Source organism: Ruegeria sp. AE3, assembly GCF_056542225.1.
Map to the genome: position 1 here is coordinate 1,090,182 of NZ_JBQFZL010000001.1, position 24,908 is coordinate 1,115,089.

The 24,908-nt window shown below is 58.2% G+C and carries 21 protein-coding genes; 9 read left to right on the top strand and 12 right to left on the bottom strand.

Annotated features, from left to right (window positions below; all coding sequences use genetic code 11):
* Positions 1-74: 74 nt before the first annotated feature.
* Together ACR0NZ_RS05440 and ACR0NZ_RS05445 are read left to right on the top strand one after the other, a co-directional pair.
* Positions 75-899 carry an arginyltransferase gene (locus ACR0NZ_RS05440; protein WP_480493009.1) on the top strand — a complete coding sequence of 275 codons (825 nt, stop codon included), beginning with the start codon at positions 75-77 and terminating at the stop codon, positions 897-899.
* Between the two features lie 7 nt (positions 900-906).
* The gene (locus ACR0NZ_RS05445) at positions 907-1,296 is read left to right on the top strand and encodes a VOC family protein (protein ID WP_480517393.1); all 390 of its coding nucleotides are present in this window, start codon (positions 907-909) and stop codon (positions 1,294-1,296) included.
* A gap of 134 nt (positions 1,297-1,430) precedes the next feature.
* Here the strand turns inward: ACR0NZ_RS05445 and ACR0NZ_RS05450 are convergent, their stop codons facing one another.
* From ACR0NZ_RS05450 to ACR0NZ_RS05460, 3 genes are all read right to left on the bottom strand, one after another.
* Positions 1,431-3,785: a TRAP transporter large permease gene (locus ACR0NZ_RS05450; RefSeq protein ID WP_480517395.1), complete on the bottom strand. Its 2,355-nt coding sequence runs from the start codon at positions 3,783-3,785 to the stop codon at positions 1,431-1,433.
* A 17-nt stretch (positions 3,786-3,802) separates the two neighbouring features.
* A complete protein-coding gene (locus ACR0NZ_RS05455) occupies positions 3,803-4,729 on the bottom strand; it encodes a TRAP transporter small permease subunit (RefSeq protein ID WP_480473299.1) in 927 nt (308 codons plus the stop codon).
* Positions 4,730-4,851: 122 nt separating this feature from the next.
* Complete coding sequence (locus ACR0NZ_RS05460; RefSeq protein WP_480473301.1) at positions 4,852-5,934, bottom strand: TRAP transporter substrate-binding protein; 1,083 nt, start codon at positions 5,932-5,934, stop codon at positions 4,852-4,854.
* A 245-nt stretch (positions 5,935-6,179) separates the two neighbouring features.
* Between ACR0NZ_RS05460 and ACR0NZ_RS05465 the strand changes: the two genes are divergently transcribed.
* Positions 6,180-7,613, top strand: coding sequence for a cache domain-containing protein (locus ACR0NZ_RS05465; protein WP_480473303.1), 1,434 nt, complete (start codon positions 6,180-6,182; stop codon positions 7,611-7,613).
* Entirely contained in the window at positions 7,610-8,257 is a 648-nt protein-coding gene (locus ACR0NZ_RS05470) for a response regulator transcription factor (protein WP_267363844.1), read from the top strand. The genes ACR0NZ_RS05465 and ACR0NZ_RS05470 overlap by 4 nt, the downstream gene beginning before the upstream one ends.
* A 104-nt stretch (positions 8,258-8,361) precedes the next feature.
* On the opposite strand, the gene ACR0NZ_RS05475 is transcribed toward ACR0NZ_RS05470, so the two are convergent.
* Positions 8,362-9,207, bottom strand: coding sequence for a HalD/BesD family halogenase (locus ACR0NZ_RS05475; RefSeq protein WP_480517398.1), 846 nt, complete (start codon positions 9,205-9,207; stop codon positions 8,362-8,364).
* Positions 9,208-9,627: 420 nt separating this feature from the next.
* Here ACR0NZ_RS05475 and ACR0NZ_RS05480 point away from each other — a divergent pair, with 420 nt between their 5' ends.
* The 3 genes from ACR0NZ_RS05480 to ACR0NZ_RS05490 all read left to right on the top strand — a co-directional run bounded on the left by ACR0NZ_RS05480 (position 9,628) and on the right by ACR0NZ_RS05490 (position 13,041).
* Positions 9,628-11,379, top strand: coding sequence for an acetolactate synthase 3 large subunit (locus ACR0NZ_RS05480; RefSeq protein WP_480493004.1), 1,752 nt, complete (start codon positions 9,628-9,630; stop codon positions 11,377-11,379).
* Positions 11,380-11,447: 68 nt separating this feature from the next.
* Positions 11,448-12,008 carry an acetolactate synthase small subunit gene (gene ilvN / locus ACR0NZ_RS05485; RefSeq protein WP_209503637.1) on the top strand — a complete coding sequence of 187 codons (561 nt, stop codon included), beginning with the start codon at positions 11,448-11,450 and terminating at the stop codon, positions 12,006-12,008.
* A gap of 313 nt (positions 12,009-12,321) precedes the next feature.
* A complete protein-coding gene (locus ACR0NZ_RS05490; protein ID WP_480473315.1) occupies positions 12,322-13,041 on the top strand; it encodes a helix-turn-helix domain-containing protein in 720 nt (239 codons plus the stop codon).
* Between the two features lie 9 nt (positions 13,042-13,050).
* On the opposite strand, the gene ACR0NZ_RS05495 is transcribed toward ACR0NZ_RS05490, so the two are convergent.
* The 8 genes from ACR0NZ_RS05495 to ACR0NZ_RS05530 form a co-directional block, all read right to left on the bottom strand.
* Positions 13,051-13,836 carry a DUF2189 domain-containing protein gene (locus ACR0NZ_RS05495; protein ID WP_480473317.1) on the bottom strand — a complete coding sequence of 262 codons (786 nt, stop codon included), beginning with the start codon at positions 13,834-13,836 and terminating at the stop codon, positions 13,051-13,053.
* Positions 13,837-13,858: 22 nt separating this feature from the next.
* Positions 13,859-15,259, bottom strand: coding sequence for an amidase (locus tag ACR0NZ_RS05500; protein ID WP_480517400.1), 1,401 nt, complete (start codon positions 15,257-15,259; stop codon positions 13,859-13,861).
* A 101-nt stretch (positions 15,260-15,360) separates the two neighbouring features.
* Positions 15,361-16,065: a M50 family metallopeptidase gene (locus ACR0NZ_RS05505; RefSeq protein WP_480517402.1), complete on the bottom strand. Its 705-nt coding sequence runs from the start codon at positions 16,063-16,065 to the stop codon at positions 15,361-15,363.
* A 1-nt stretch (position 16,066) separates the two neighbouring features.
* Positions 16,067-17,194: a peptide chain release factor 2 gene (gene prfB, locus ACR0NZ_RS05510; protein ID WP_480517404.1), complete on the bottom strand. Its 1,128-nt coding sequence runs from the start codon at positions 17,192-17,194 to the stop codon at positions 16,067-16,069.
* A 94-nt stretch (positions 17,195-17,288) separates the two neighbouring features.
* Positions 17,289-17,681: a RidA family protein gene (locus tag ACR0NZ_RS05515; protein ID WP_480517406.1), complete on the bottom strand. Its 393-nt coding sequence runs from the start codon at positions 17,679-17,681 to the stop codon at positions 17,289-17,291.
* 15 nt (positions 17,682-17,696) lie between these two features.
* Positions 17,697-20,186, bottom strand: a complete 2,490-nt coding sequence (locus ACR0NZ_RS05520) for a penicillin-binding protein 1A (RefSeq protein ID WP_480493002.1) — start codon at positions 20,184-20,186, stop codon at positions 17,697-17,699.
* Between the two features lie 94 nt (positions 20,187-20,280).
* On the bottom strand, positions 20,281-21,501 hold the full coding sequence (locus ACR0NZ_RS05525; RefSeq protein WP_480517408.1) for an N-acetylmuramoyl-L-alanine amidase: 1,221 nt from the start codon (positions 21,499-21,501) through the stop codon (positions 20,281-20,283).
* A 66-nt stretch (positions 21,502-21,567) separates the two neighbouring features.
* Complete coding sequence (locus ACR0NZ_RS05530) at positions 21,568-22,731, bottom strand: pyridoxal phosphate-dependent aminotransferase (protein ID WP_480517410.1); 1,164 nt, start codon at positions 22,729-22,731, stop codon at positions 21,568-21,570.
* On the opposite strand from ACR0NZ_RS05530, the gene ACR0NZ_RS05535 reads away from it, so the two are divergent.
* A complete protein-coding gene (locus ACR0NZ_RS05535) occupies positions 22,730-24,112 on the top strand; it encodes a M48 family metalloprotease (protein WP_480517412.1) in 1,383 nt (460 codons plus the stop codon). The genes ACR0NZ_RS05530 and ACR0NZ_RS05535 overlap by 2 nt on opposite strands.
* Complete coding sequence (locus ACR0NZ_RS05540; protein ID WP_480517414.1) at positions 24,109-24,867, top strand: DsbA family protein; 759 nt, start codon at positions 24,109-24,111, stop codon at positions 24,865-24,867. Before ACR0NZ_RS05535 ends, ACR0NZ_RS05540 begins: the two co-directional genes overlap by 4 nt.
* The last annotated feature ends 41 nt before the right edge of the window (positions 24,868-24,908 follow it).

Sequence of the window (24,908 nt, forward strand, 5' to 3'; positions counted from 1 at the left end):
GCAAGGTTGCGTGAAACACTTGGCGGTCTCGGGAACGGTTGCTATCATCCCTCCCGAGGCTGGATGGGGATTTCATGCGACATACGCTGCCAATTGCGCCACAATTCTATGTCACGGCACCGCAGCCCTGCCCTTATCTTGGCGGCAGGATGGAACGTAAACTGTTCACCGCCCTGCAAGGCGAAGGGGCTGAACAGCTGAACAATTCCCTGTCTCAACAAGGATTTCGCCGGTCTCAGAATGTACTCTACCGGCCTTCGTGCACGGATTGCGCAGCCTGCCTGTCGGCCCGGATCGATGTTTCAGCCTTCCGTCCGACCAAAAGCCAGAAACGCACGGCAAAGCGGAACGGGTATCTGGAACGCCGCGCAACCTCGCCATGGGCCACGGATGAGCAATACGAGCTGTTTCGCCGCTATCTTGACACCCGTCACGCCGATGGTGGCATGGCTGACATGGACGTTTTCGAATTCGCCGCGATGATCGAGGAAACACCGATCCGCAGCCGCGTTGTGGAATATGCCGATCCTGAAACGGGCGAGTTGATCGCCGTCAGCCTGACCGATGTGCTCGATGACGGACTAAGCATGGTCTATTCCTTCTACGACCCGGAACAGCCGCAGAACTCACTCGGCACCTACATGATCCTCGACCATATCGACATCGCACGTGAGGCGGGCCTGCCCTATATCTATCTGGGGTACTGGGTCCCCGGCAGTCCCAAGATGGGCTACAAAGCCAAGTTTTCTGGGCTTGAGGCGTATATTCAGGGGGGGTGGCAAAAGATCAGTGATCCGGATGCTTATTCCGGCACATCGCATCACCCCTTGTCGGCGCCGCCAATCGCCGAACAGGTCGCCAATATCCAGCTCCCTGACCGGCATCCGACCAAAGGCTGACCGCGCGATGAAACAAAGCCTGCATGCCGTCACCCTTGTTGTGCCGGATTACGACGACGCCATCTTGTTTTATACAAAGACACTCAGCTTCCAACTCATCAAGGACATCGACCTCGGCCATGGCAAGCGCTGGGTTCTCATCGCGCCTCCAGGTTCGGACAGCGGATGCCTTCTATTGGCAAAGGCTGACGGACCTGAACAAACCGCCGCCATAGGCAACCAGACCGGCGGGCGCGTTGGGTTCTTCCTGCAAACCGATGACTTTTATCGTGACCACGCAGATATGCGCGCTGGGGATGTCCTCTTCGAAGAAGACCCACGCCACGAACCCTATGGCATCGTCGCTGTCTGGCGTGATCCCTTCGGCAATCGCTGGGACCTGATCCAGTTCACCTGATCCGCATCTTAATCTGGCTATAAATATCCCGGGGATGAATTGGCCGCAGGCCAAGAAGGGGCTGGCCCCTTGCCCGAAATAAACAGAAAAGGGGGCCAGCCGGCCCCCTTTGCAATATTCTCTTCCGGATCGGATCAGTTTGGCATCAGGTCCGGAACGATCGTGACAATCGTCGGGAAGAACCACAAGATCGCGATCCCCATCACCTGGATCAGAACAAACGGAACGATCCCGCGATAAATATGACCTGTTGTGACCTCTTTCGGCGCAACCCCTCGAAGGTAGAACAACGCAAACCCGAAAGGTGGCGTCAGGAACGACGTCTGAAGGTTCACCGCCACCATGATCGTGACCCATTTCGGATCGAACGAGCCGCCATAGATCACCGGGCCCACGATGGGGATCACGATGTAGATGATCTCGAGGAAATCCAGCACGAACCCCAGAATGAACAGCACCAGCATCACGATCAGGAAAACCGTGAACTCGTTGTCAAAGCTCTTCAGGAATTGCTGGATATAATGCTCCCCTCCGAATGAAATCACCACGAGGTTCAGCAACTGCGATCCGATCAGGATGGTGAACACCATCGAGGTCACTTTGGCTGTCTCACGCACCACCGGGGTCAAAACACCGCTGGAATAGAGCACCCAGCATCCGTACAGCAGCCCGAACAGGGCGTACAGATAGGCCGCATAAGCAATGATGAAGGCGATCCAGGTTTCCACCGTCACACTGCCTTGATTGATACGCAGGTCAAAGTTGACCCCCATCAGCAGTGCAATGACAACGGCGAAGGTCGACCAGATGACCACTTTGCCCGAACGGCCCTGATCCTGCAGCTTGCGATAGGCCGCCAGCATGATCGCGCCACCCGCGCCCAGCGCAGCCGCTGGTGTCGGATTGGTGACACCTCCCAGAATCGAGCCCAGCACCGCGATGATCAGAACAAGCGGCGGGAAGACCACGCGGATCAGATCGTTTGTGGCACAGCGGGCCGCAGCCTCCTTGCAACCATACATGGCCAGCGCGAACGGCAGGGCGAGCAGCACGAAAGTCACGCCAGAGGATGTGGTAGGCGATATCATCAGGATATCGACCAGTGCCATCAGCAGCAGCCCGATTGCGCCAAGTATCAGCGGTTGCGGTGACCGCGACGGTGCGATCCCTCGGCCCAGAACCAGGGTCAGACCCAGCAGGACGAGGGTAACCGCCACTCCGGTGCCGATCGGTGCCGCATCGGCAATCCTTTTTTGCTGTTCAGCAGCCAGTTCCTCTTCTGTCAGGCGATGCGCTTGGGTTGTGCCGCCCGCGGCATCAATGGCTTCCTGCTCGGAAACCGCCTGATCCCATGCAGCCTGCCCATGCAGGTCGATCATTGACGCCTTGCATTCTTCCGATACGTTGGTCCGCAGCGACGCACCCTCGCCGATATCCGAGAAGGCCGAGACCGAGATGTTCTGGCTTCCGATCACACCGACATTGCCCAAAAGGACCGCGCCGACGATCAGGGCTACAGGCGCACCCAGCAACCATGTCAGGCCTTCTGACCGCGTAATGGGTTCCCCGGAACCACCGGACACAGCCACAGCGGGCGCTTTGTGTGGATTCAGCAATGCATAACCAAAGGCATAGAGCGCATAGAGCAGCGCCAGCATGATCCCTGGCAACAGCGCAGCCTGGAACAATGTCCCGACCGAGACAACCGCAGGCTCACCCAGATAGGTCAGCGCGTCGGTGCAACCGGCCTCAACAGCCCTGGTTTCCTGGGCTGTCGAATACAGATCTCCTGCCAATGTGCCCAGTAGGACGATCACGATCGACGGCGGAATGATCTGCCCCAAGGTGCCCGATGCCGCGATCACACCGGTCGCCAGTTCCGGTGAATAGTTGTTGCGCAACATGGTTGGAAGCGCCAGCAGGCCCATCGTCACAACGGTCGCGCCAACGATACCGGTCGAAGCCGCCAGAAACGCCCCCACAACCACAATTGACACGGCCAGACCACCCGGAAGCGGGCCAAAAACACGTGCCATCGTCGTCAGCAGATCATTGGCAATCTTCGAACGTTCCAGCGTGATGCCCATCAGAACAAACATGAGCACGGCCAGAAGGGTCTCGATGGATTGTCCGGCCAGTACGCGCTCGTTCATGCGGTTCACGATGAACGAAACGTTGCGGTCCAGCGCGGTTTCCCAGCCCGAGGCAAAAACCGGTTCGGCAAGCCTTGGCAAATCCGGGTATCGGAACACCGATATGGTGTCCGGCTTGATCCCGGAATTCACAAGGTCCCGATAACTTTGCGATCCGACATCAATCGCCTGGTGGATCAGCAACCCCGCACTGTCCAGCGCGGCGATGATGCCAAAGGATATGATCCCCGCCCCGCCGATGGCAAAAGCCACCGGAAAGCCGGAAAGAATGCCCCCGAAAAGGCAAAAGAATACGATAATGAGGCCTATCTCGACGCCATCAAGTCCGAATAGCATTGTCTTTGTCTCCGCCCTTAATGCGCGCCTTCATAGGCTTCTTCACCCTCACCAAGGCTGTCCTTGTCGAGGTATTTTCCAACGCTTTCCGGCCCTTCCACAAATTCCAGATACGACCGGTACAGGAATGCGACGGCGTGCAGGAACACCATGGCCGCAAAAGCCACCAGAAGGATCTTGAACAGGAAGTAGGCATTGAACCCGTTGGGGCTGAACCCGATGGTTTCCACGTTCCAGCGCAAGGCACGGGACTTGGCTACCAGACGGTCCAGCGCGTCACTGGCCGAAGGGTTCGGCACGATCAGGTGACGCCACAGGAAGAACCAGCCGTACATCCAGGTCAGCACCGCCATTGGCATCATGAACAGTAACGCACCGCACATATCGACCACGCGCTTGGCGCGGTGGCTGATACCGGCATAGATCAGATCAACGCGCACATGCCCGCCCTGCACAAATGTGTATGTACAGCACAGACAGACGACCATGGCGTTATACAGTTTCAGCTCTTCCGCGAACCAGCTGATATCCATCTGGAACGGTATTCCCAGACCGAAGGACATATCGGGACGGGTAAAGACCCGTTGCATGAATACGATGACAATCTGCTGGATTACCATCAGCAGACCCGCCCAGGCAAAGAACCGCCCGGTGGTGTTTGCAAACCCTTCCAGGCCACGCACGATGGCCCACATGAAGTTTCTGTAATACAACCCGACGGCTGTCAGAACCAGAAAGAAGGTGAACACCACAAAGAAGAATTCGACCGAACCGCCGTAATAGACAAAGCGCATGATCGACGCCTTGTCAGACCAGTCCAGCCAGAGCTGCGGATGCGTGATCGCATATCCGAAATTATAGAAGGCTTCGGCAATGTTCTGAATGAACCAAACCAGTCCATTCCACAGGGCGCCGAAGAACGAGATACCGTTTTCGTCCTGCATGTTGTCCCCAGGTCGTCTCAGTTGCGCGCAGGCCTATTGTGGCTTGCCCAAGTCCTTTCGCGCAACGGGAAAGGTTTCCCCGCAAGGCGCGGGGAAACCGTTTTTCCTTTGATCAGGAAGATTTAGCCGCGAACACGGTCACGCTGTGCGGTGTAGACACCCGACGACAGGTTGTTCCATGCCGACGAAGCCGCCATCGACGGCATTGCGCTGTCGTAGATCTTCTTGAACAGCTCGTCGCCCATGTTCTCGTCCAGAACCTCTTGGCTGGCCTTGCCGAACGCATCCCAGACACTGTCGGGGAATTCCAAAACCTTGACGCCACCGGCCTGCAGGCGCTGCAGGGCGGCACCGTTGTTGGCCAGGAACTGCGCCAGGTTCCACTGGTGCGCTTCGGCGGCAGCGATCTCGATGATCTTCTGCTGGGCCGGGGTCAGTTCATTGAACACGTCGCGGTTGGTTGCCAGCGACAGACCTGCGCCCGGCTCGTGGAAGCCCGCGGTGTAGTAGGTCTTGGTGATTTCCTGGAAGCCTGCCTTTTCGTCGGCCCAGGGTCCGATCCACTCGGTTCCGTCAATCGCGCCGGACGACAGCGCCTGATACACTTCGGAACCGGGGATGTTCTGAACGGACGCGCCCAGTTTGCCCAGAGCTTTACCGCCCAGACCGGGCATACGGAACTTCAGACCATTGAAGTCTTCGGGGCTGTTGATCTCTTTCGAGAACCAGCCGCCCGCCTGCGCACCGGTGTTACCGGCCAGGAATGACTTCAGGCCAAAGATTTCGCCCAGCTCATCATGCAGCTCCATACCGCCGTCATGATAGTACCAGTTCACAAGTTCCTGTGCGGTCATGCCGAAAGGCACTGCCGTAAAGAACGCATAGCCCGGGTGCTGACCGACAAAGTAATAGTCAGCGGCGTGATACATGTCGGCCTGGCCGGACGACACCGCGTCAAACACCTCGAACGCGCCAACCAGTTCGCCTGCCGCCTTGATCTCAACATTCAGGCTGCCATCCGACATGGCGTTGATGCTGTCGGCACAACGCTGCGCGCTGTCAAACACGCCAGCCAAACCACGGCCCCACGAGGTCACCATGGTCAGTGTGCGCTGTCCCTGTGCATAGGCCGGAGCCGCCAGAGCGGTTGCTGCGGCTGCCGAACCGCCCAGCGCGGATTTTTTCAGAAATGAACGACGATCCATATGAGTGTTCCTCCCCTTCATAGTCACGATCCGGCAGAACCGGACCTGTCGCATTCAGTGCGCGTCAGCCTAATGTGAGCGAAGCGAAAGGGAATACCTACTACTGCGTAGAGAATCGATTTCTTTGGGGGATGCGGTGAAATTTCCGAATGAAAACTCCAACAAATACGGCCCAAATACCGGAATTTCACCGACCAACGCCAATCTTTTTGCATTTTTGCCGCCGCTTGCGTATCGATTCGTCCATGCAAAGACTCCGACATCTGATTTCGCTGACCTATGCGCAGAAACTGTCGCTGGTGGCCGCAATCCCGCTGGTTGTGGCCGTGGCAGCAATCGCTGTGCTTGTCGCATATGAGGCGCGTGCGACCGCTGAGCGCGAGATCGAAGCCCTGGAGCGCAGCCTGATCGAGGCCAAGAAAGAAGAACTGCGCAACTACGTGACGCAGGCGCGCAATGGTTTTGCCTATATCTATGGCCGCGCTGAACCGGACGATGAGGTGTCGAAGAACCTTGTCTCGCAGATACTTTCGGCAATGATCTATGGGCAGGACGGGTTCTTTTTCGTTTACGATTATGATGGCAACAATCTGGTCAGCCCCCGTCAGACACAATTCATCAACCGCAACTGGGAAGGTCTGACCGACAGCGATGGCACACCTATCGTTGACGAGTTCATTCGCCTCGCCCGTCAGGGAGCCGGGTGGCACAGCTTCATGTGGGAAAAACCCTCGACCGGGGATGAGGCGCAGATGATCGCCTATGTCGTCGGGTTGCAGGACTGGCGCTGGGTCGTGGGTACCGGGGTCTTCATTGACGACATTGTCGCCACGGTCGCCAACGCAAGGGCCGAGGTTGAGACCCGCGTGCAGCGCACCTTCATGTATATCGGCGCCATTGTTGTTGCTGCGGTTCTGATTGTTTTTGCTTCGGGCATGTTGCTGAACATTCGCGAGAGACGGTTGGCGGATGCCAAGTTGAAAGAACTGACGCAGCGTGTCTTCGACGCGCAGGAAGAGGAACGCGGCCGGGTTGCCCGCGAACTGCATGATGGCATAAGCCAGATCCTTGTGGGTGTGCGCTATGCGCTGGACAATGCGCGCCGCCGGCTGTTGCGCGGCGATGATGCAGGCGCGCGCGATCCGCTGGACAAAGGCATTGACCATCTTCGCACCGCTATCACCGAGGTGCGCCGCATCAGCCGCGACCTGCGCCCCGGCGTGCTGGATGACCTTGGCCTTGGACCTGCGTTGAAGGCTCTGACCGACGATTTTCGCGAACGAACCGGGATCGAGACCGAGTTTTCCACCGTCGTATTCCGCAACCGGCTGGATCAGGACAGCAAGATCGCACTCTACCGCATCGCACAAGAGGCGCTGACAAATATCGAACGCCACGCGGATGCCTCTTATGTGACGATTGACCTGCGCGGCCACAAGAAAGGCGCAACCATGCGGATCACCGACAATGGCCGTGGGTTGCGCGCAGAATCCGGAACCCCAACCACCGGCATCGGTCTGCGCAACATGCAGGAGCGAATTGAGCAACTTGACGGATCGCTGCGTATTCTGTCATCACGCGGACCGCGCGGCGGTACGGTAATCGAGGCCAGCCTGCCGCTGAGCCACCTGTTGCCTCCGCAGGAAGACGCAACTCCGAACCGAAAGGCCGGTACATGAGCGCCAAAAACATCCGAGTTCTTATTGTCGACGATCATCCCATGGTGGCCGAGGGCATTCAGTCGATCCTTGAAAGCTACGACGATATCGAAGTGGTTGGAACTCTCGGCAGCGGTCAGGCCGCGGTGGATCAGGCGGTTGGCCTCGCCCCGGATGTCATCCTGATGGACCTGAACATGCCTGGCCTCGGCGGACTCAGCGCCACGGAGATCATTCTGGAACGTCTGCCCGATACGCGCATCCTGATCCTGTCGATGCATGACAGCCCCGAATACATTTCGACCGCGCTCAGCCACGGCGCAAAAGGCTATGTTCTCAAAGATGTCCCAACCGAAGAGATCAAGCAGGCCATCGATGCGGTCATGCGGGGTGAGCAGTATCTGTGCACAGGTGCAAGTGGGTCCCTGAAACCCAAAGGCGACAACGCACGCGAGGCGCTGACTGGGCGCGAGCAAACAATTCTGCTGGAACTGGCTCAGGGCAAATCAAACAAAGAAGTTGCGCAAAAGCTGGATATCTCGGTGCGAACGGTTGAAACGCATCGCAAGAACATCAAGCGCAAACTGGGAATATCCTCGACCGCCGGGCTGACCCGCTATGCGCTGGAACATGGCATGCTGCAAGGCACGGGGGTCGGCTTCTGATCTTTGCGCAACCGCAGCGCGCAGCGCTGCCCGGCCCAAGCAGATAAGACGCGCCACAGGCGCGTTGACGACGGGCGGGAGCCTTGACCTCCGGTAGTGCCCCTTCAATCCAGCAACTGATCTTTTCGCAAACCCGCACGCTCATAATGGTGTGGCAACACGCGTCCATAGAGCTGCTGCGTCCGTTCGATCCCACCACACATGCCTTCGGCCTCGACAAATGAAAAGATACCCACATACCGCCGCCGCGTGCCCTTGACCGGGGCGACCCTGTGCAGGGAGTAGCGGCCTTTGAATATCTGCAAGTCCCCAGGTCGCAGCTCCAACCGATGAACGCGCTCATTGTTTCCGTCCAGAACCGACGCGACCTGATCGAAATTCTCATCCTCGGCTGTGCGCAGATTGGGTGCGTATTCGAATGCACCGCCCTGCTCGCCATTCTGGATCGCCAGTGTCACGGTGTAGTTGTTGGTGTCGAAATGCCAGGGAAAGCCCTGCCCCTCTTCCACGACATTGATGATCACATCTGCCAGAGGGTCATCGTAACGAAAGAAGCGGTCCTCAGGCTCATCCAGCGCATCCCGAATGAAGGGAAGAAATCCGCTAAACTCGTAAATCCTGCGCAAAGGACCGGAATGCGCAAAATTGTCAGCAGGAACAAACGCGTTCGACCGGTCATAGAACCGTCTGATCGGATGGGCGGCGTCGAACCGTGGGTCATCTTTGGTGAAATAGGCATTTGTGCGATTGAAAGACCGGTGTGCATTGGGTGCCACCTCGTCGGCCTCCTGCACCAACAGCTCGATCCCTTGCGCATGTGCGAAACCCGGCAGAACCGCACAGCCGTCCTGTTCCAACTCGCGCCGCAAATCCCCGATCAATCGCCTGTAAGCTGGCGAATCCGGGCGATCAATCGGATATCGTCCCAGATCTACCAGGTCATGTAACATGCTCCGCCTCCCTCGTTTGCGAACACAAGGTCAGCGTGACGCAGACAAATCACCGGATCATGCCAGTTTCAGACATCGACCTGACGCATTCAGACCTTCATACCTGTCCCGCCCTCACGAAAATGCCCGCCCTTTTCCCGGAAATTCCCGGCGTGCGGCAATCTGCGCAACAAAATTTCGAAAAATACCGCCATTGAGATAGAAAATTGGTGGATTTGCCTGTTGACGCTTCTCCCCCCCGAACATAATGTCCCCTCCAAGCAAAAAGGAGCCTCTGGCGATGAGAACGCTAGTCGTAATCGTAGGAACCACGCGCATGGGCCGGTAACGGTAAACCATAATCGAACCCATGCGCCTCCGAAATTTCGGGGGCTTTTTTTTGTCAAACGCAAGACACATGTCGCGAACGGAGCAAAGCAGATGACACGTGAGATGACCGGCGCAAAGATGGTAGTTCAGGCCCTTAAGGATCAGGGCGTGGACACGGTATTCGGATACCCCGGTGGCGCCGTCCTACCGATCTATGACGAGATCTTTCTGCAAAACGACATTCGCCACATTCTGGTGCGTCACGAACAGGGTGCAATCCACGCCGCCGAAGGCTATGCGCGGTCGACCGGCAAGCCAGGTGTTGCGCTTGTAACCTCTGGTCCCGGTGCCACAAACGCAGTTACCGGCCTGACCGATGCGTTGCTGGATTCGATCCCGATTGTGGTTCTGACCGGACAAGTCCCGACCTTCATGATCGGATCGGATGCCTTTCAGGAGGCCGACACCGTTGGCATCACGCGCCCCTGCACCAAACATAACTGGCTGGTAAAGGACACGAATTCGCTGGCCGAGACGCTGCACGAAGCCTTCCATGTGGCCAAGTCGGGTCGTCCCGGCCCGGTTCTGATCGACATTCCCAAGGATGTGCAGTTTGCCACGGGTGAATACAACAGTCCGAAACCTTCGACCTCGCACTACCAGCCTGTGCTGAAAGGCGATCTGGAGGAAATCAACGAGCTTGTTGCAGCCATTGAGAAAGCCAAGAAGCCGGTTTTCTATACGGGCGGTGGTGTCATCAACTCTGGCCCCGCAGCCAGCCAGTTGTTGCGCGAACTGGTGGATTCCACGGGCTTCCCGATCACCTCAACCCTGATGGGTCTGGGCGCTTACCCCGCCTCAGGCGAAAACTGGTTGGGTATGCTGGGGATGCACGGCCTCTACGAGGCGAACCTTGCGATGCACGGCTGTGACCTGATGATCAACATCGGTGCACGGTTCGACGACCGGATCACCGGGCGCATTGACGCGTTCTCTCCAAAGTCCAAGAAAGCCCATATCGACATTGATCCGTCTTCGATCAACAAGGTCATCCGCGTGGATATTCCGATTGTCGGCGACGTGGCGCATGTTCTGGAAGACATTCTGAAGGTGTGGAAGTCACGCGGGCGCAAGACCGATGCAGCGGCTGTCAAGAAATGGCAGGCGCAGATCTCTGAGTGGCGTAAGATCAACTGTCTGTCCTACACCAACAGCGAAAAGTCGATCAAACCGCAATATGCGCTGCAACGACTTGAAGAACTGACGAAAAAGTATAACCGCTATATCACCACCGAGGTTGGCCAGCATCAGATGTGGGCGGCACAGTATCTTGGGTTCGAAGATCCCAACCGCTGGATGACATCGGGCGGGTTGGGCACCATGGGCTACGGCTTCCCCGCTTCGATCGGCGTGCAGATGGCACATCCGGACGCGCTGGTGATCAACGTCGCCGGTGAAGCCTCGTGGCTGATGAACATGCAGGAGATGGGAACGGCCGTTCAGTACCGTCTTCCGGTCAAGCAGTTCATCCTGAACAACGAACGCCTCGGCATGGTCCGCCAGTGGCAAGAGCTACTGCATGGCGAGCGGTATTCGCATTCCTGGTCCGAAGCCCTGCCCGATTTCGTAAAACTCGCTGAAGCGTTCGGCGCCAAAGGCATCCAGTGTTCCGACCCCGCCGATCTGGACGACGCAATCATGGAAATGATCAACTACGACGGTCCGGTAATCTTCGACTGTCTGGTTGAAAAGCACGAGAATTGCTTCCCGATGATCCCGTCCGGCAAAGCGCATAACGAGATGCTTCTGGGTGAGGCCGAAACGCAGGGCGTGATCGACAGCAAAGGTTCGGTTCTGGTCTGATACCGTCCGAGGATTACCGCCGGGCGACCATTGCGCCCGGCAAACACAGGATGATGAAAGGGACATAAATGTCTGCCCTACATATCAAAAAAGGCTCCAACCGCCATTCGGCCTATAACCTACGGCCTACTTTTTCGGACGTGCAGGAACGCCACACCATTGCCGTGCTGGTCGAAAACGAACCCGGTGTCCTGGCCCGCGTGATTGGGCTGTTCTCGGGGCGTGGATATAACATCGAAAGCCTTACCGTGGCCGAGGTGGATCACACAGGACACCTGAGCCGCATCACCATTGTCACCACCGGCACGCCGCAGGTGATCGAGCAGATCAAGGCGCAGCTGGGCCGGATCGTGACTGTCCATGACGTGCATGACCTGACGGTCGAAGGCCCGTCGGTTGAACGCGAACTGGCCATCATAAAAGTCGTGGGAGAAGGCGACAAACGCGTCGAGGCGCTGCGCCTGGCTGACATCTTCCGCGCCAATGTGGTCGACAGCACCCTGAACTCTTTCATCTTCGAGATCACCGGCGCGCCGGACAAGATCGACGCTTTTGCTGACCTGATGCGCCCGCTGGGCCTGATGGAAATCGCCCGCACCGGCGTGGCGGCCCTGCTGCGCGGCGACTGAACAACGTACCCGCCTTGGGACTTTTCTTGCACCCAAGGCGGGAACACTATTTGAGGTTGGTGGGCATTTTTAAAACCAACCCACGCGCCCTTCTATGCGCTAAATTTGCCATAGGGCCGGCTTTTCCGAATAAGGATCAGGTATTTTCACATAAAGCCTATTGCCATTGCGCTTAATGGCATTAGCCTCGATGCCGCAACGCGACGTGGGGATACGTTGCTTGGGGTCAAACTGTACGATTTTTGAATGCGCGCCAGGGTTTGGCCCGGTGTTGCGATGGTTTTTCGGGAAACTCAGCAAGGCGTGGGCATCCATGATCGACGACATTCGCAGCCCGGCTGAACTTCGCGCGATGTTTGGTGCGAACCTGCGGCAACTGGCACGAAGGTATCGGTCAGTCTCGGCACTGTGCCGCAAGCTTGGCGTGAATCGGACGCAATTCAACAGGTATCTTTCAGGCGAAAGTGTTCCACGGCCGGATGTTCTGGATCGCATCTGCCGATTTTTCGACGTGGATGCGCGCATTCTCCTGAAGCCGCTGGACGAAATTGAAAAGATCGAGGACCACCCCGCAGCAGCGGCCTTGACCGAATTCCTGGGATCAGGTGTGGACATGATCGCCAGAACTGCGTTTTCTCCGGGGTTTTATGCCGTGATCGAAAGCGTCTCGGCCTCGCACCGTATGACCTTGCTGCACGCCCGACCACTGGCCCAATGCACGTTGATACGCGGATATGTGTCGCGCGCCGCGATGCCCGAAGCAACACCACAGGCGCGCGAAATACAGGGGATCGTCGCCTGCACCGGCAGTTCCGTCTATATGCTGACCTCTCAGCGAGCGGGTCAGAACAGTCGTGTTTATATGATTGCACCCGATCCGACGGGAACAGCAGTTCAGTGGCGCGGCACGGTCATAAGCCCGGCCAACCCTTCGACACCGGAACCCGTGGTTCTGAAATATCTCGGGCACGATGCAACGGCGATTTTCGCCGCTGCACGGTTGTCGACCAACAATCCGGCACAGTATCCCTGACCGGTTTTCTCAGGACGATGCGTCCTCGCCTTCGACTTGGGTGATTTGCCTATACAGGTGCCAACTGGCGTGGCCCAACAGTGGCAGGACCACCAGAAGGCCCAAAAACCAGGGCACCATGGCCAGAAACGTCAAAACAGCGATGATCACCCCCCATGCCAGCATCACCGGAAAGTTCCCGGACACATAGGTAAAGCTTGCAATCATTGCCGTGACAAAATCCAACTCGCGATCCAGCAGCAGTGGGATCGACAAAACGGTGATCATATACAGAACGGTTGCGAAAACCGCCCCGACCACCGTGCCCACAGCCAGCATTGTCAGGCCATTCGCCGTCAGAAAGACCTCAAGCGAGGATGACACGTTTGTCATCGTAGCCAGCCCAAGGAACAGGGCAAAGATCATGTGCCCCAGAAAAAACCAGAACAGAAACACCACGACGATGATGGCGCAGATCGACGGCAATTGCCTACGGCTTTGTTGCAGCACGACACCAAAGATTGCGCCAAGATCCAGCGGTTCACCCTGTTCCAGCCGGTGCGACACCTCGTAAAGGCCAACAGCGGCAAACGGGCCGATCAACGGAAAGCCAATGGCTGCCAGAACCAGCCAGAAGGTTGTACCGGTCTGGATGGTGACCCATGCCATCGCCCATCCCGCAAGCACGTAGAACCCGGCAAAGATCAACCCGAACTGCGGCGCACGCCGAAAGTCGGCCCAGGCGCGCCCCAACGCGGCGCGTAGCATGGCAGTATCTACCGGACGCATGTCCGGAACGCCAAATGGCTTTTCCATTAAGTCTCCTCCCTGATCGGCGTTATGACATCGCCGGCCTCTTGTTGGGCCAGTCGGTTTCGGCGTGATAGGCCGCCCCGACCGACAATAATTTCTGATCCGACCCTTTTGGTCCAAACAGTTGAAAGCCCATGGGCAGGCCCTGCACACCAAATCCGGCGGGCGCGGCCAGACAAGGCAAGCCAATCAGGCTGACCGGTACCGTGACATGCATCCAGCGATGATACGTATCCATTGCGCAGTCCGCGATCCGTGTGGGGTAAGGTGTTTCAATCCCAAACGGCCAAACTTGTGCGGATGGCAGGACAAGGGCATCAAACTGCTCGAACAGTTCAGCCGCGCGCCGGAACCAGTCTGACCGGACAACACTGGCGTGATGCACATCCATGGCACTCATCGTCAGACCCCGATCCAGCTCCCACTGGGCTGTGTCTTTCAGGTGGTCCCGTCGTTCAGCCAAGGGTTCAATCCCCGCGGCAACGCTCCAGGACCGCAGGTTGATCCAACTGGTCCATAACCGTTCGGCATCGAAAGGCGAGGCGACATGTTCAACGCGCGCGCCGAGCATTTCGAACACCTTCAACGCATCTTGGCACAGCTCGAGAATTCCGGCCTCTGTTGGAAAGGCCCCGCCCCAATCGCCCAGCCAGCCAATGCGCAGCCCGCTCAGATCTGCTGCGACCACCGGTGACACCGGCGTACAATCTCTGGCCAGCGGCAGGCGTGGATCAGGCCCCGAGATCACATCGAGCAGGAGACCCAAATCTTCGGGACTGCGCGCCATCGGGCCCAGCGTGGACAGTTGATGCAGGAAACTGTCACCCACAGGATCAGACGGCACCCTGCCCCAACTAGGCCGAAAGCCATAGATGTTGTTCCATGCCGCCGGGTTGCGCAGGCTGCCCATCATGTCGGACCCGTCGGCCAATGCCACCATACCCGTCGCCAAAGCCACTGCTGCCCCACCGGATGAGCCACCGCAAGTGAAACTGGCATCATACGGGTTGCGCGTCGCACCATAGACCGGGTTGAACGTGTGCGAACCCAGCCCGAATTCCGGAGTGTTGGTCTTGCCGATCAGGATGGCGCCTGCGGCCCGCATCCTAGCGGCAATCAGATCATCCCTGTCAGGGACGACATCCCTGAAAACAGGCGATCCATGCGAAGAGACAATACCTGCTACATTGACCAAATCCTTGACCGCAATTGGCAAGCCGTGCAGCGGGCCAGTGACGGGGCCGCTGTCGCGGGCCTGTGCTTCGGCCATCAGTTCACTCTTGTCCCGCAGCGCCACGATGGCGTTCACGTCACCGTTGACCTTGGCAATGCGATCCAGCGTGGCCTGCATGACTTCCGTGGCCAAAACCTGTCGTGTAGCCAGTTGGTTCAGAAGCTCTGTGGCAGATATCCGGGTCAGGTCCATAACACGCCAGTCTATTGTTGTCTTCAGCAGCCTAGCGAGCGGTTCACCTCATTTAAACCCACTGTTTAGATGTATATTTTCTTGTCTTACTAACAACAGCATCACAACGCTTTGCCGTGCAATGGCAGGTTGCTGTTCCGGCCCAGCCAATACCGTAGACAAAGGGCAATGGCGCCACCACTCAACACCAGCCAGACGCCACCCCACAGCATCGCGGTGCCGCCGAATTCCTCGGCCAGCAGGAACGCGTCCGAGCGCGCTCCGGATCGCCGGATAGTGTCATCAAAGATATCAAACGGCACGTAGATCATGCTGGTCAGCCCGATGACGCGCAGCACCAGATCACTGACCTCGTGGCTCAGAAACCACGCTGTCGCAATCATTGCCGTCCCGACCCCTGCGCAAAACAGCAAGGCGAAAGCATCGCGTATGTACAGCAGTGCGATCAGACACATGATTGCGCCGAAAACAGCCAGAACAGCTCGGTCAGCATTTGTCCGCAAGGCGATGATCAAAAGCGCAATGCCAAACACAAGCGAGCCGAGATACCCGGCGGACAGGCTGAGAAACCTGCTGCCGCCCCGGCCGATCACCATTCCGCCTTGCTGGGGTGAAATCGTGAAACCCTCGACCGAGCCGCCAGTCAGTAGGATTGTCCCGGCATGAGACAGCTCATGCAGAAAGACGACCAGAATTTTAAGCGGAACAACAACCGGCGTATTCCAGAGCGCAAAGACCAGACCGGTGATCAGGATAAGCTGCCAGTGCCCTTTCAGCAGGTCCAAAACGGAACGCTGGCGTGTCACCTTAGCTGTCGCCCTGCGCCTCGGATCGGCTTTTGCCTGCCACGTTCAGGGCCAAGGTTGCCGCCATGAATCCGTCCAGATCGCCGTCCAGAACGCCTTTGGTATCCGAGGTTTCGTGATTGGTTCGCAGGTCCTTTACCATCTGATAGGGCTGCAACACGTAAGACCGGATCTGGTTGCCCCAGCCGGCATCGCCCTTGGCCTCGTGCGCGGCGTTGATATCCGCGTTGCGGCGATCCAGTTCCTGCTGGTACAGACGCGACTTCAGGGCCTTCATGGCAATATCGCGGTTCTGGTGCTGGGACTTTTCCGAGCTGGTCACAACAATCCCGGTCGGGATGTGTGTGATCCGGACGGCCGAGTCGGTGGTGTTCACGTGCTGGCCACCAGCCCCCGAAGACCGGTAGGTGTCGATGCGGATATCGGCCGGGTTCACCTCGATCTCGATATTGTCGTCGACCACCGGATAGACCCAGACCGAGCTGAACGACGTGTGGCGCTTGGCCGCCGAGTCATAGGGCGAAATTCGCACCAGCCGATGCACGCCGCTTTCCGATTTCAGCCAGCCATAGGCGTTGTGACCGGAAATCTTGTAGGCTGCGGATTTGATCCCAGCTTCTTCGCCCGGTGTCTCGGATTGCAGCTCGACTGTGTAACCCTTTTTCTCGGCCCAGCGCACATACATGCGCGCCAGCATCGACGCCCAGTCGCAGCTTTCGGTTCCCCCCGCGCCCGAGTTGATTTCGAGGAAGGTATCATTGCTGTCGGCCTCACCGTCCAGCAGCGCCTCAAGCTCTTTTTTTGCAGCCTTGGTTTTCAGCGTCTTGATCGCGGCTTCGGCATCCTGAACGACTTCTTGGTCTTCCTCCATCTCGCCCAACTCAATCAGTTCGATATTGTCGCTGAGATCGGTCTTGATGGATTCATACGTCTCGATTGCATCGACCAGCATCTGCCGCTCGCGCATCAGTTTCTGCGCGTTTTCAGGGTTATCCCAAAGGTTGGGGTCTTCGACGCGCGCGTTGAATTCCTCAAGGCGATGCGGCGCAGTTTCATAGTCCATACGCTGCGCCAGCAGCTCCAGCGACTTTTTGATATCCGCCACGATGTTCTGGGTTTCAGCGCGCATAGTCTTGTCCCAACTTGCTCAATCAGGCCTGCGTGATAGCAAGAGGTGCGAGACACCACAAGACAGGCTGGATGCTGAAACAGCTATCGTGCTTTCAATCTGAAAGATGCGCAATCGCCCGAATTTCCACCAGCGCCCCTTCCCCTCGCAATCCCGCAACTTCAACTGCGGTCCAGGCCGGGTACGGCGCGGTCAGTACCTCAAGGCGCACGCGATCAAACAGGTCGAAATGATCCCGCATTTCAACGTGGTATGTCGTCATCTCGACGACCGCATCCAATCCAAGGCCGGCTTCCTTCAAAACCTCTGCAATCTTTGCAAAGGCGTTTCGGAATTGTTCTTCCGGATCGCTTGGCATGGAGCCGTCCGCCGCGTTTCCGGTCATGCCGGTTAGAAACACGTGCTGGCCCGAGAGGACGCCCGGAGAAATGCTCAACTGTCCGGGTGCCCCCAGCAAAGAGTGCGGAATCAGCGGGATCTTAGCCAATTGGAACGCACCTTGTCAGTAAAGCCCGCCGGTGCTCAGGTCCCCTTGGGAAGCTTTCGGTCCAACGGTCACGGTCTCGCCCGTTGACGTCTGAACCTGAACCCCCGCGCGCTGCACTTCTTCAAACAATGGCAGATCCGATCCGATGGCAAAACCACCATCATAGACACGGTCGATGAATCCATCGACACCGTCGCGGAAGAATTCGGCCACGACATAATCACCGGTGGCATCATCTGGCAGGCGGGCCCCGCTGAAACGGTCGATCTTGATGAAATGGCCGCCTTCGGGCACTTCAAACGGACCACCGCCGTATTTCTCGACCGCTTTTTCCATGAAGCTCTGGAAAACTGGGCCGCACAACGTGCCACCATAGGCCCCACGTCCCATCGGACGCGGTCGATCATAGCCGATGTAGCAACCCGCCACGATGTTCGACGTAAAGCCGATGAACCACGCATCCTTGGAGTCGTTGGTGGTTCCGGTTTTGCCTGCTGTTGGCACCGGCAGATTCACTACGCCGGATGCTGTCCCGCGATCCACCACGCCCTTCATCATCGATGTCAGCTGATAGGCGGTGATCGCATCCATGACCTGCGCGCGATCCGTGACAAGGGTCGGCGATTCATCTGGTTCCAGCCAGGTCGAGTTACAGTCCAGACACTGACGGTCATCGTGGCGATAGATGGTTTTTCCGAACCGGTCCTGAATGCGGTCGACTAGAGTCGGTTCCACACGTTGGCCGCCATTGGCGAACATCGCATAGGCCGCGACCATCTTGTAAAGCGTGGTTTCCTCGGCCCCCAGCGAATTGGCCAAAAACGCGCCCATCCGGTCATAGACACCGAACCGTTCCGCATAGCCGGCAACAACGGGCATTGTAACTTCCTGCGCCAGACGGATGGTCATCAGGTTCCGCGACTGTTCGATCCCTGTTCGCAAAGGTGTAGGGCCGTAGAACTTGTTGGAGGAGTTCTTGGGGCGCCACAGACCCTGCGGCGTGTTCACTTCGATTGGCGCATCGACAACGATGGTCGCGGGGCTGTATCCGCTGTCCAGCGCGGCAGCATAGACAAACGGCTTGAACGACGATCCCGGCTGGCGTTGTGCCTGTGTGGCCCGGTTGAACACGGTATCCTGATACGAGAACCCGCCCTGCATCGCCAGAACACGACCCGAGTTCACATCCATCGCGACAAAGCCGCCTTGTACCTCGGGCACCTGGCGCGCCGACCATTGCCCATCTTCACCCGCAACGACAAAAATGACATCACCACGCTTGAAGTTGGCCGCAAAATCACCCTGCATCCACTTGATGTCCGCGCGCGGGATAATCCCATCGGCAGGACCTTCTTCGACACCAACGGTCAGTTGCTGGTCGGTCACGCCCAGAACCACGGCGGGATACCAACGGGTTGGCAGAATAACGTCGCGCGGAATTTCCATGGTCGCCAGCGCCTCGCGCCATTGCGCCTCATCCGCCAGTTTTTCTTCCGGGATCACGTCACCTGTTCCGCGCCATTTGCCACGGGACCGGTCGTATTTCTCGAGCGCCTCGCGCAAGGCCCGTGCGGCCTCAACCTGCATTTCCTCGTCCACCGATGCACGCACGGTGAAGCCCCCGGTAAAGAACTCGCCCTCACCAAAATCTTCGCTCAGCTGGCGGCGGATTTCGTCGGTGAAATAGTCGCGGGGCGGCAGGGCCGTACGGAAGCTTTCAAAATCTCCGTTCTGGACCGAGCGCAGAGGCAGCTCGACCTCGGCCTCATAGGTCGCCTGATCAATGTAACCGTTCTGCCGCATCTCACGTAACACGTAGTTGCGCCGGGCCAGAAGGCGTTCTTTTTCCCAAACGGGGTGGTAATCTGACGGCGCTTTGGGCATGGCAGCCAGCATGGCGGCCTCATGCGGGGCCAGTTCCTGGAGAGTCTTGTTGAAATAGGTCTGCGCAGCGGCAGTCACACCGTACGAGTTCTGGCCCAGAAAGATCTCGTTCATATAAAGTTCGAGGATCTGTTCCTTGTCCAATGTATCCTCAAGCCGAGTCGCAAGAATGATTTCCTTGATCTTACGCTCGGCCCGGCGGTCACCGGACAGCAGAAAGTTCTTCATGACCTGCTGCGTGATGGTTGATGCGCCGCGTACGGTTTCGCCCTTGGTCCGCACTGCCTCGACCCCGGCGGCAATGATGCCGCGCGGGTCATAGCCCTGATGGTTGTAGAAATTCTTGTCTTCTGCCGAAATAAACGCCTGCTTCACCAGATCCGGGATTTCCTCGGATGGCGTAAACAGGCGGCGTTCCTGCGCGAATTCATCAATCAGCTTGCCTTCACCCGAATAGATCCGGCTGATCGTGGGTGGTTTGTACTGTGCCAGTGACTCGTGGCTGGGCAGGTCGCGCCCATACATCCAGAACACCGCGCCGATCACCAGCGCGGCCATGAAAATACCCAATGTCACGAGGCTGAAAATCGCCCCGAAAATCGAAAGAATGAACCGGATCACGTTACTGCCTTTTTTTCGCGGTGCCGCATATATAGTGATGCGCCGCCCAAGGGTCAAAACACCGAGCGTATTCTAGCCGTTTTACGCCGCAAGGTCACTGACCAATAAGGGATTTGCGGATCACATCCTGCTGGCGCCAATCCTCAAGCCCCCGATGAATTCCCAGCGCCATTCTTGCCCGCCAATCAGGATCTTTGAGGTTCTTCAGGTCTCTGGGACTGGACAGAAATCCAAGCTCGACCAGAACCGACGGGATGTCCGCCGCCTTGAGTACTGAAAAAGATGCGGTACGCAAGGGTTTGCCGTTCATCGGCCCGCCTTGTTGTGCCAGGCCGTTTGCGATGGCCTTGGCCAGCGCGCTTGTGCGTGGCATCGTTTCCTGACGGGCCATGTCCAGCAGAACATCGGTGACCTGATCATCCGCCCCGTTCAGATCGATACCGGAAATCAAATCCCCGCGGTCGTGCCGTTCCGCCAGCTTCGCACTGGCCACATCCGAGGCATCGTTAGACAGGGTATAAACCACCGCGCCATGCGCCCGCCCCTCGGACAGGGAATCGGCATGAAGCGAGATGAACAGGTCCGCACCGGCCCGGTGCGCCAGCGCAATTCGACGCTCCAGCGAGACGAACTGATCGTCGACCCGCGTCAGAACCACCTCGTATCCGCCTGATCTCAGAAGAACTTCGCGCAGCTCACGCGCGAAAGTCAGCATAAGGGTCTTTTCATCAATCGCGTCAGTCTCGGCCCCCGGATCAATGCCTCCGTGGCCCGGATCCAGCATGACACGCAAGGGTTTGTCGGCACTGCGCACCGCGGCTTGCGGCACATTCGCCGGTTCCGGCAGGTCCCAGCCCGGGTTTCGCGGCGCGCCCGCCGAGGCGTTGAAGGCATCGAAATCCGTCCCCTTAAGGTCGAGCGAAAGCAAAGCGGCCCCCGAATCCTCTGCCACCGACAATTCTGCCGTCGCCACTGCCATCGGAGCACCCAACTCCAGCACCAGTCGTGACCATCCCGGAACATACGCACCGAACTGCACAGCGCTAATGCGATCAGATTGCAGAAAATCTTCGCGGGTCAGCCCGGCCCAGTCCACTTCGTTGAAGTCCAGAACCATACGGTAGGGATCCTGCAAGGTGAAAATCCTGTAGGGAACGCCCTGACTGAGGGCGATGTCCACCCGAACACCGGTACGCCCGACATCCGTAATACGGCTCTGGTCAGGCTGGACACGCGCCAACGCGCTGAAATCCTGCGCAATGGCACCACCAGCCAACGCCCAGAACAGCGCAATGCTAAAGAAGATCCTGCTCATGGCCTCAAGTTTTCCCGAGATCGTTTGTCGGGCACCCTATACCACAAGCGGCGGTTTGTGAACGGTTCAGGCCCTTTCCCTGACAGCACCGCGCCGGGTCATAAACTGACGCAAACGCTCAAGCCCTTCCTGAATGTCATCCGTCGCGCGCGCATAGGAAAAACGCAATGTGGTATGGCCGCGCTGCGGGTCGAAATCCAGCCCTGGCGTCACGGCCACACCGGCCAGTTCCAGAATCTCGGCCGCAAATGTGCGGCTGTCGTCGGTCAGGTCGGATACATCTGCATAAACATAAAACGCCCCGTCGGGCGGCGCTATGTTCGAAAACCCGGCCTTGGGCAGCCCGTCCAGCATCAGCGCGCGATTGCGGCGGTACACATCCAGATTGGCTTGTAATTCGTCGTCGCAATCCATCGCAGCCAGCGCTGCGACCTGGCTGGCATGAGGGGCGCAGATGAACATGTTCTGAGCAATCCGTTCGACCACGCGCACCTGATCCTCAGGCACCACCATCCAGCCAACGCGCCATCCGGTCATCGAAAAGTATTTCGAGAACGAGTTGATCACATAGCATTCATCTGTCAGTTCCAGCGCCGTCACGGCCTTGGCTTCGTATTCCAGCCCGTGGTAAATCTCATCACTGATGAACGACGCGCCCTGCCCGTGCGCCGCCTCGATCAGGGCGCCCATGGCGGCCCGGTCCAACATCGTACCGGTCGGATTTGCGGGTGAGGCCACCATCAGCCCTTTCAGGTCCATCCCCTGAATATCCGCTGCGACAGGCTGCAACCTGTTTTCCGGCGCGGTCGGCAGGTCGACCGGGACCAGACCCAGCGCCTTCAGGATCTGGCGATAGGACGGATAGCCGGGCGCCCCGATACCGACACGGTCGCCACTGTCGAACAAAGCGGTAAAGGTCAGCAGGAATCCGCCGGACGAGCCAGGTGTGATCACCACCCGCTCGGGGTTCAGGTCGACATTGTACCAATCGCCGTAAAGCCGGGCGATCCGCTGCCTCAGGGCGGGCAGACCCAGGGCAACCGTATAGCCCAGCGGGCCTTGCTCCATCGCCGCGGCCAAAGCTTCGGTCGCACCCTTTGGCGCGCCGGTTCCGGGCTGGCCGACTTCCATGTGGATCACGTGGCGACCTGCCTCTTCGGCCTTGCGTGCCGCCTCCATCACATCCATCACGATGAAGGGATCGACCCCGGACCGGGTTGAGTTTCTCATGCCCATCTCCCATGTTGCAGTCATGGCTTTTGAGCGCGTATCCCGGTTGGCGTCAATCCCGGCCTTGATGGTTGCCGTTGTCGTCTGGCTGGCGGCAGCGGTGCAATCGCACGCGCAAAGCCTGATCCGCGACCCTGATATCGAACATGGCCTGCGTGAACTGGCCTTTCCGGTGTTGCGGGCTGCGGGGCTGAACACGAACCGGGTTCAGATTCTGGTCGTAAACGACAACACGTTCAATGCATTCGTCATCGACTACAACGCGATTTATGTGAACTACGGGCTGATTCTGACCGTCGAAAGCCCCGAGATGTTGCAGGCTGTCATCGCCCACGAGGCCGCCCATATCTCGAATGGTCATCTGGCACGACGGGCTGAGAACCTGAAAGCGGCGCAGCGCAACGCAAGCCTCGGCACGGCTTTGGCCCTGCTGGCAGCTGCGGCGGGTGGGGGCGAGGCCGCCATCGGGATCGCTGCTGGCACCCAAGGCGCAGCAATTCGCGGTTTTCTGGGTCACACCCGCGCGGAAGAGGCATCCGCCGACCGCAGTGCCGCAAGTTACCTGCGATGGGCCGAAATCTCACCCAGCGGGATGGTGGAACTGCACCGGAAGTTCGCCGGTCAGGAACTGCTGAGTGTCGCCAATCAGGACCCCTATATGCGCTCACACCCAACAAGCCGTGATCGTCTGCGCGCCGCCGAGGCGTTCCTGGACGAGTTTGGTGACCGCGCCGTTCCAAACCCCAATTCGGATTACTGGTTTGCGCGGGTTAAAGGCAAGCTGTCGGCCTTTCTGCGGTCGCCCAGTTGGACCTTGCGGCGCGCCGGCGAAGAACCCTACCGCGACATCCGCCTGATGCGAGAGGCTTCGGCCTATCATCAGAATCGCGATCTGTCCCGCGCTCGTGCCGCGATAGACTCGGCGCTTGCCGAGCGTCCTGATGACCCGTTCTATTACGACCTGAAAGGGCAAATCCTGTTGGAAAACAGAAGGGTAAGCGAGGCTGTTAAAGCCTACGCAAGCGCTGTTGAAATGGCACCTAACAATGCGTTGATCCTTGCGGGCTATGGGCGCGCACTGTTGGCGCAAGGGGAAACAAAACAGGCATTGAATGCACTGGAACAGGCGCGTGCGCGCGACTTTCGTAATGCACGCCTGATGCAGGACCTGGGTGTGGCTTACGCGCAGGTCGGAAATAACGGCATGGCTTCGACCGTGACGGCAGAGCGCTATGCCCTGCAGGGTCGGATGGAGGATGCCGGAATTCACGCGAAACGGGCCGTGGCGCAATTGCCGGAAGGCTCTCCGGGTTGGCAAAGGGCACAAGACGTGTTGATTGCCTCAGAACGACTCAAGAAAGATAAAAGGAAACGGAAATGATCCTCAGACATGCTGCACCTGCCCTTCTGGGGCTTTCCATGGCGGCGACCTCAGCGCAGGCGCTGGACCTGAACGCGATGAATGATGCCGAAAAGGCAGAGTTTGGCGCTCAGGTACGCGAATACCTGCTGGAAAACCCCGAAGTCATTATCGAGGCAATCAATATCCTCGAACAGCGAAACGCAGTGGCCGAAGCGGCCGCAGACAAGGAACTGGTTGCCGCCAATGCGGCCGAACTGTTCGACGATGGCTTTAGCTGGGTTGGGGGCAACCCGGATGGCGATATCACACTGGTCGAGTTTATGGACTACCGCTGCGGCTATTGCCGTCGCGCTGTACCCGAAGTGGCAAACCTGTTGGCCAGTGATGGCAATATCCGGTTTGTGATCAAAGAACTGCCAATTCTGGGCGACGCTTCTGTTTTGTCCTCGCGCTTTGCTGTGGCCACCAAGCACGTCGCTGGTGGTGACGCCTATAAACAGGTTCACGATGCGCTGATGGAATTCAATGGCGAACCGTCCGAGGTCACCCTGCGCCGCATCTCTGACGGGCTGGGCCTGGACAGCGATGCGATCATAGCCGCGATGGACAGCGACACCGTCACGGATGAGATCAGCCGCACCCGCGCCCTGGCGCAACGGATGCAGATTTCGGGCACGCCCTCATTCGTGCTGGGAACCGAGTTGCTGCGCGGCTATCTCCCCGCTGATCAGATGCAGCAGATTGCAGATGGCGTTCGCGCGGAACAGGGTTGATAGGTCTTGGGGGCGGCACAGCTGCCCCCAGACAAAAAAGA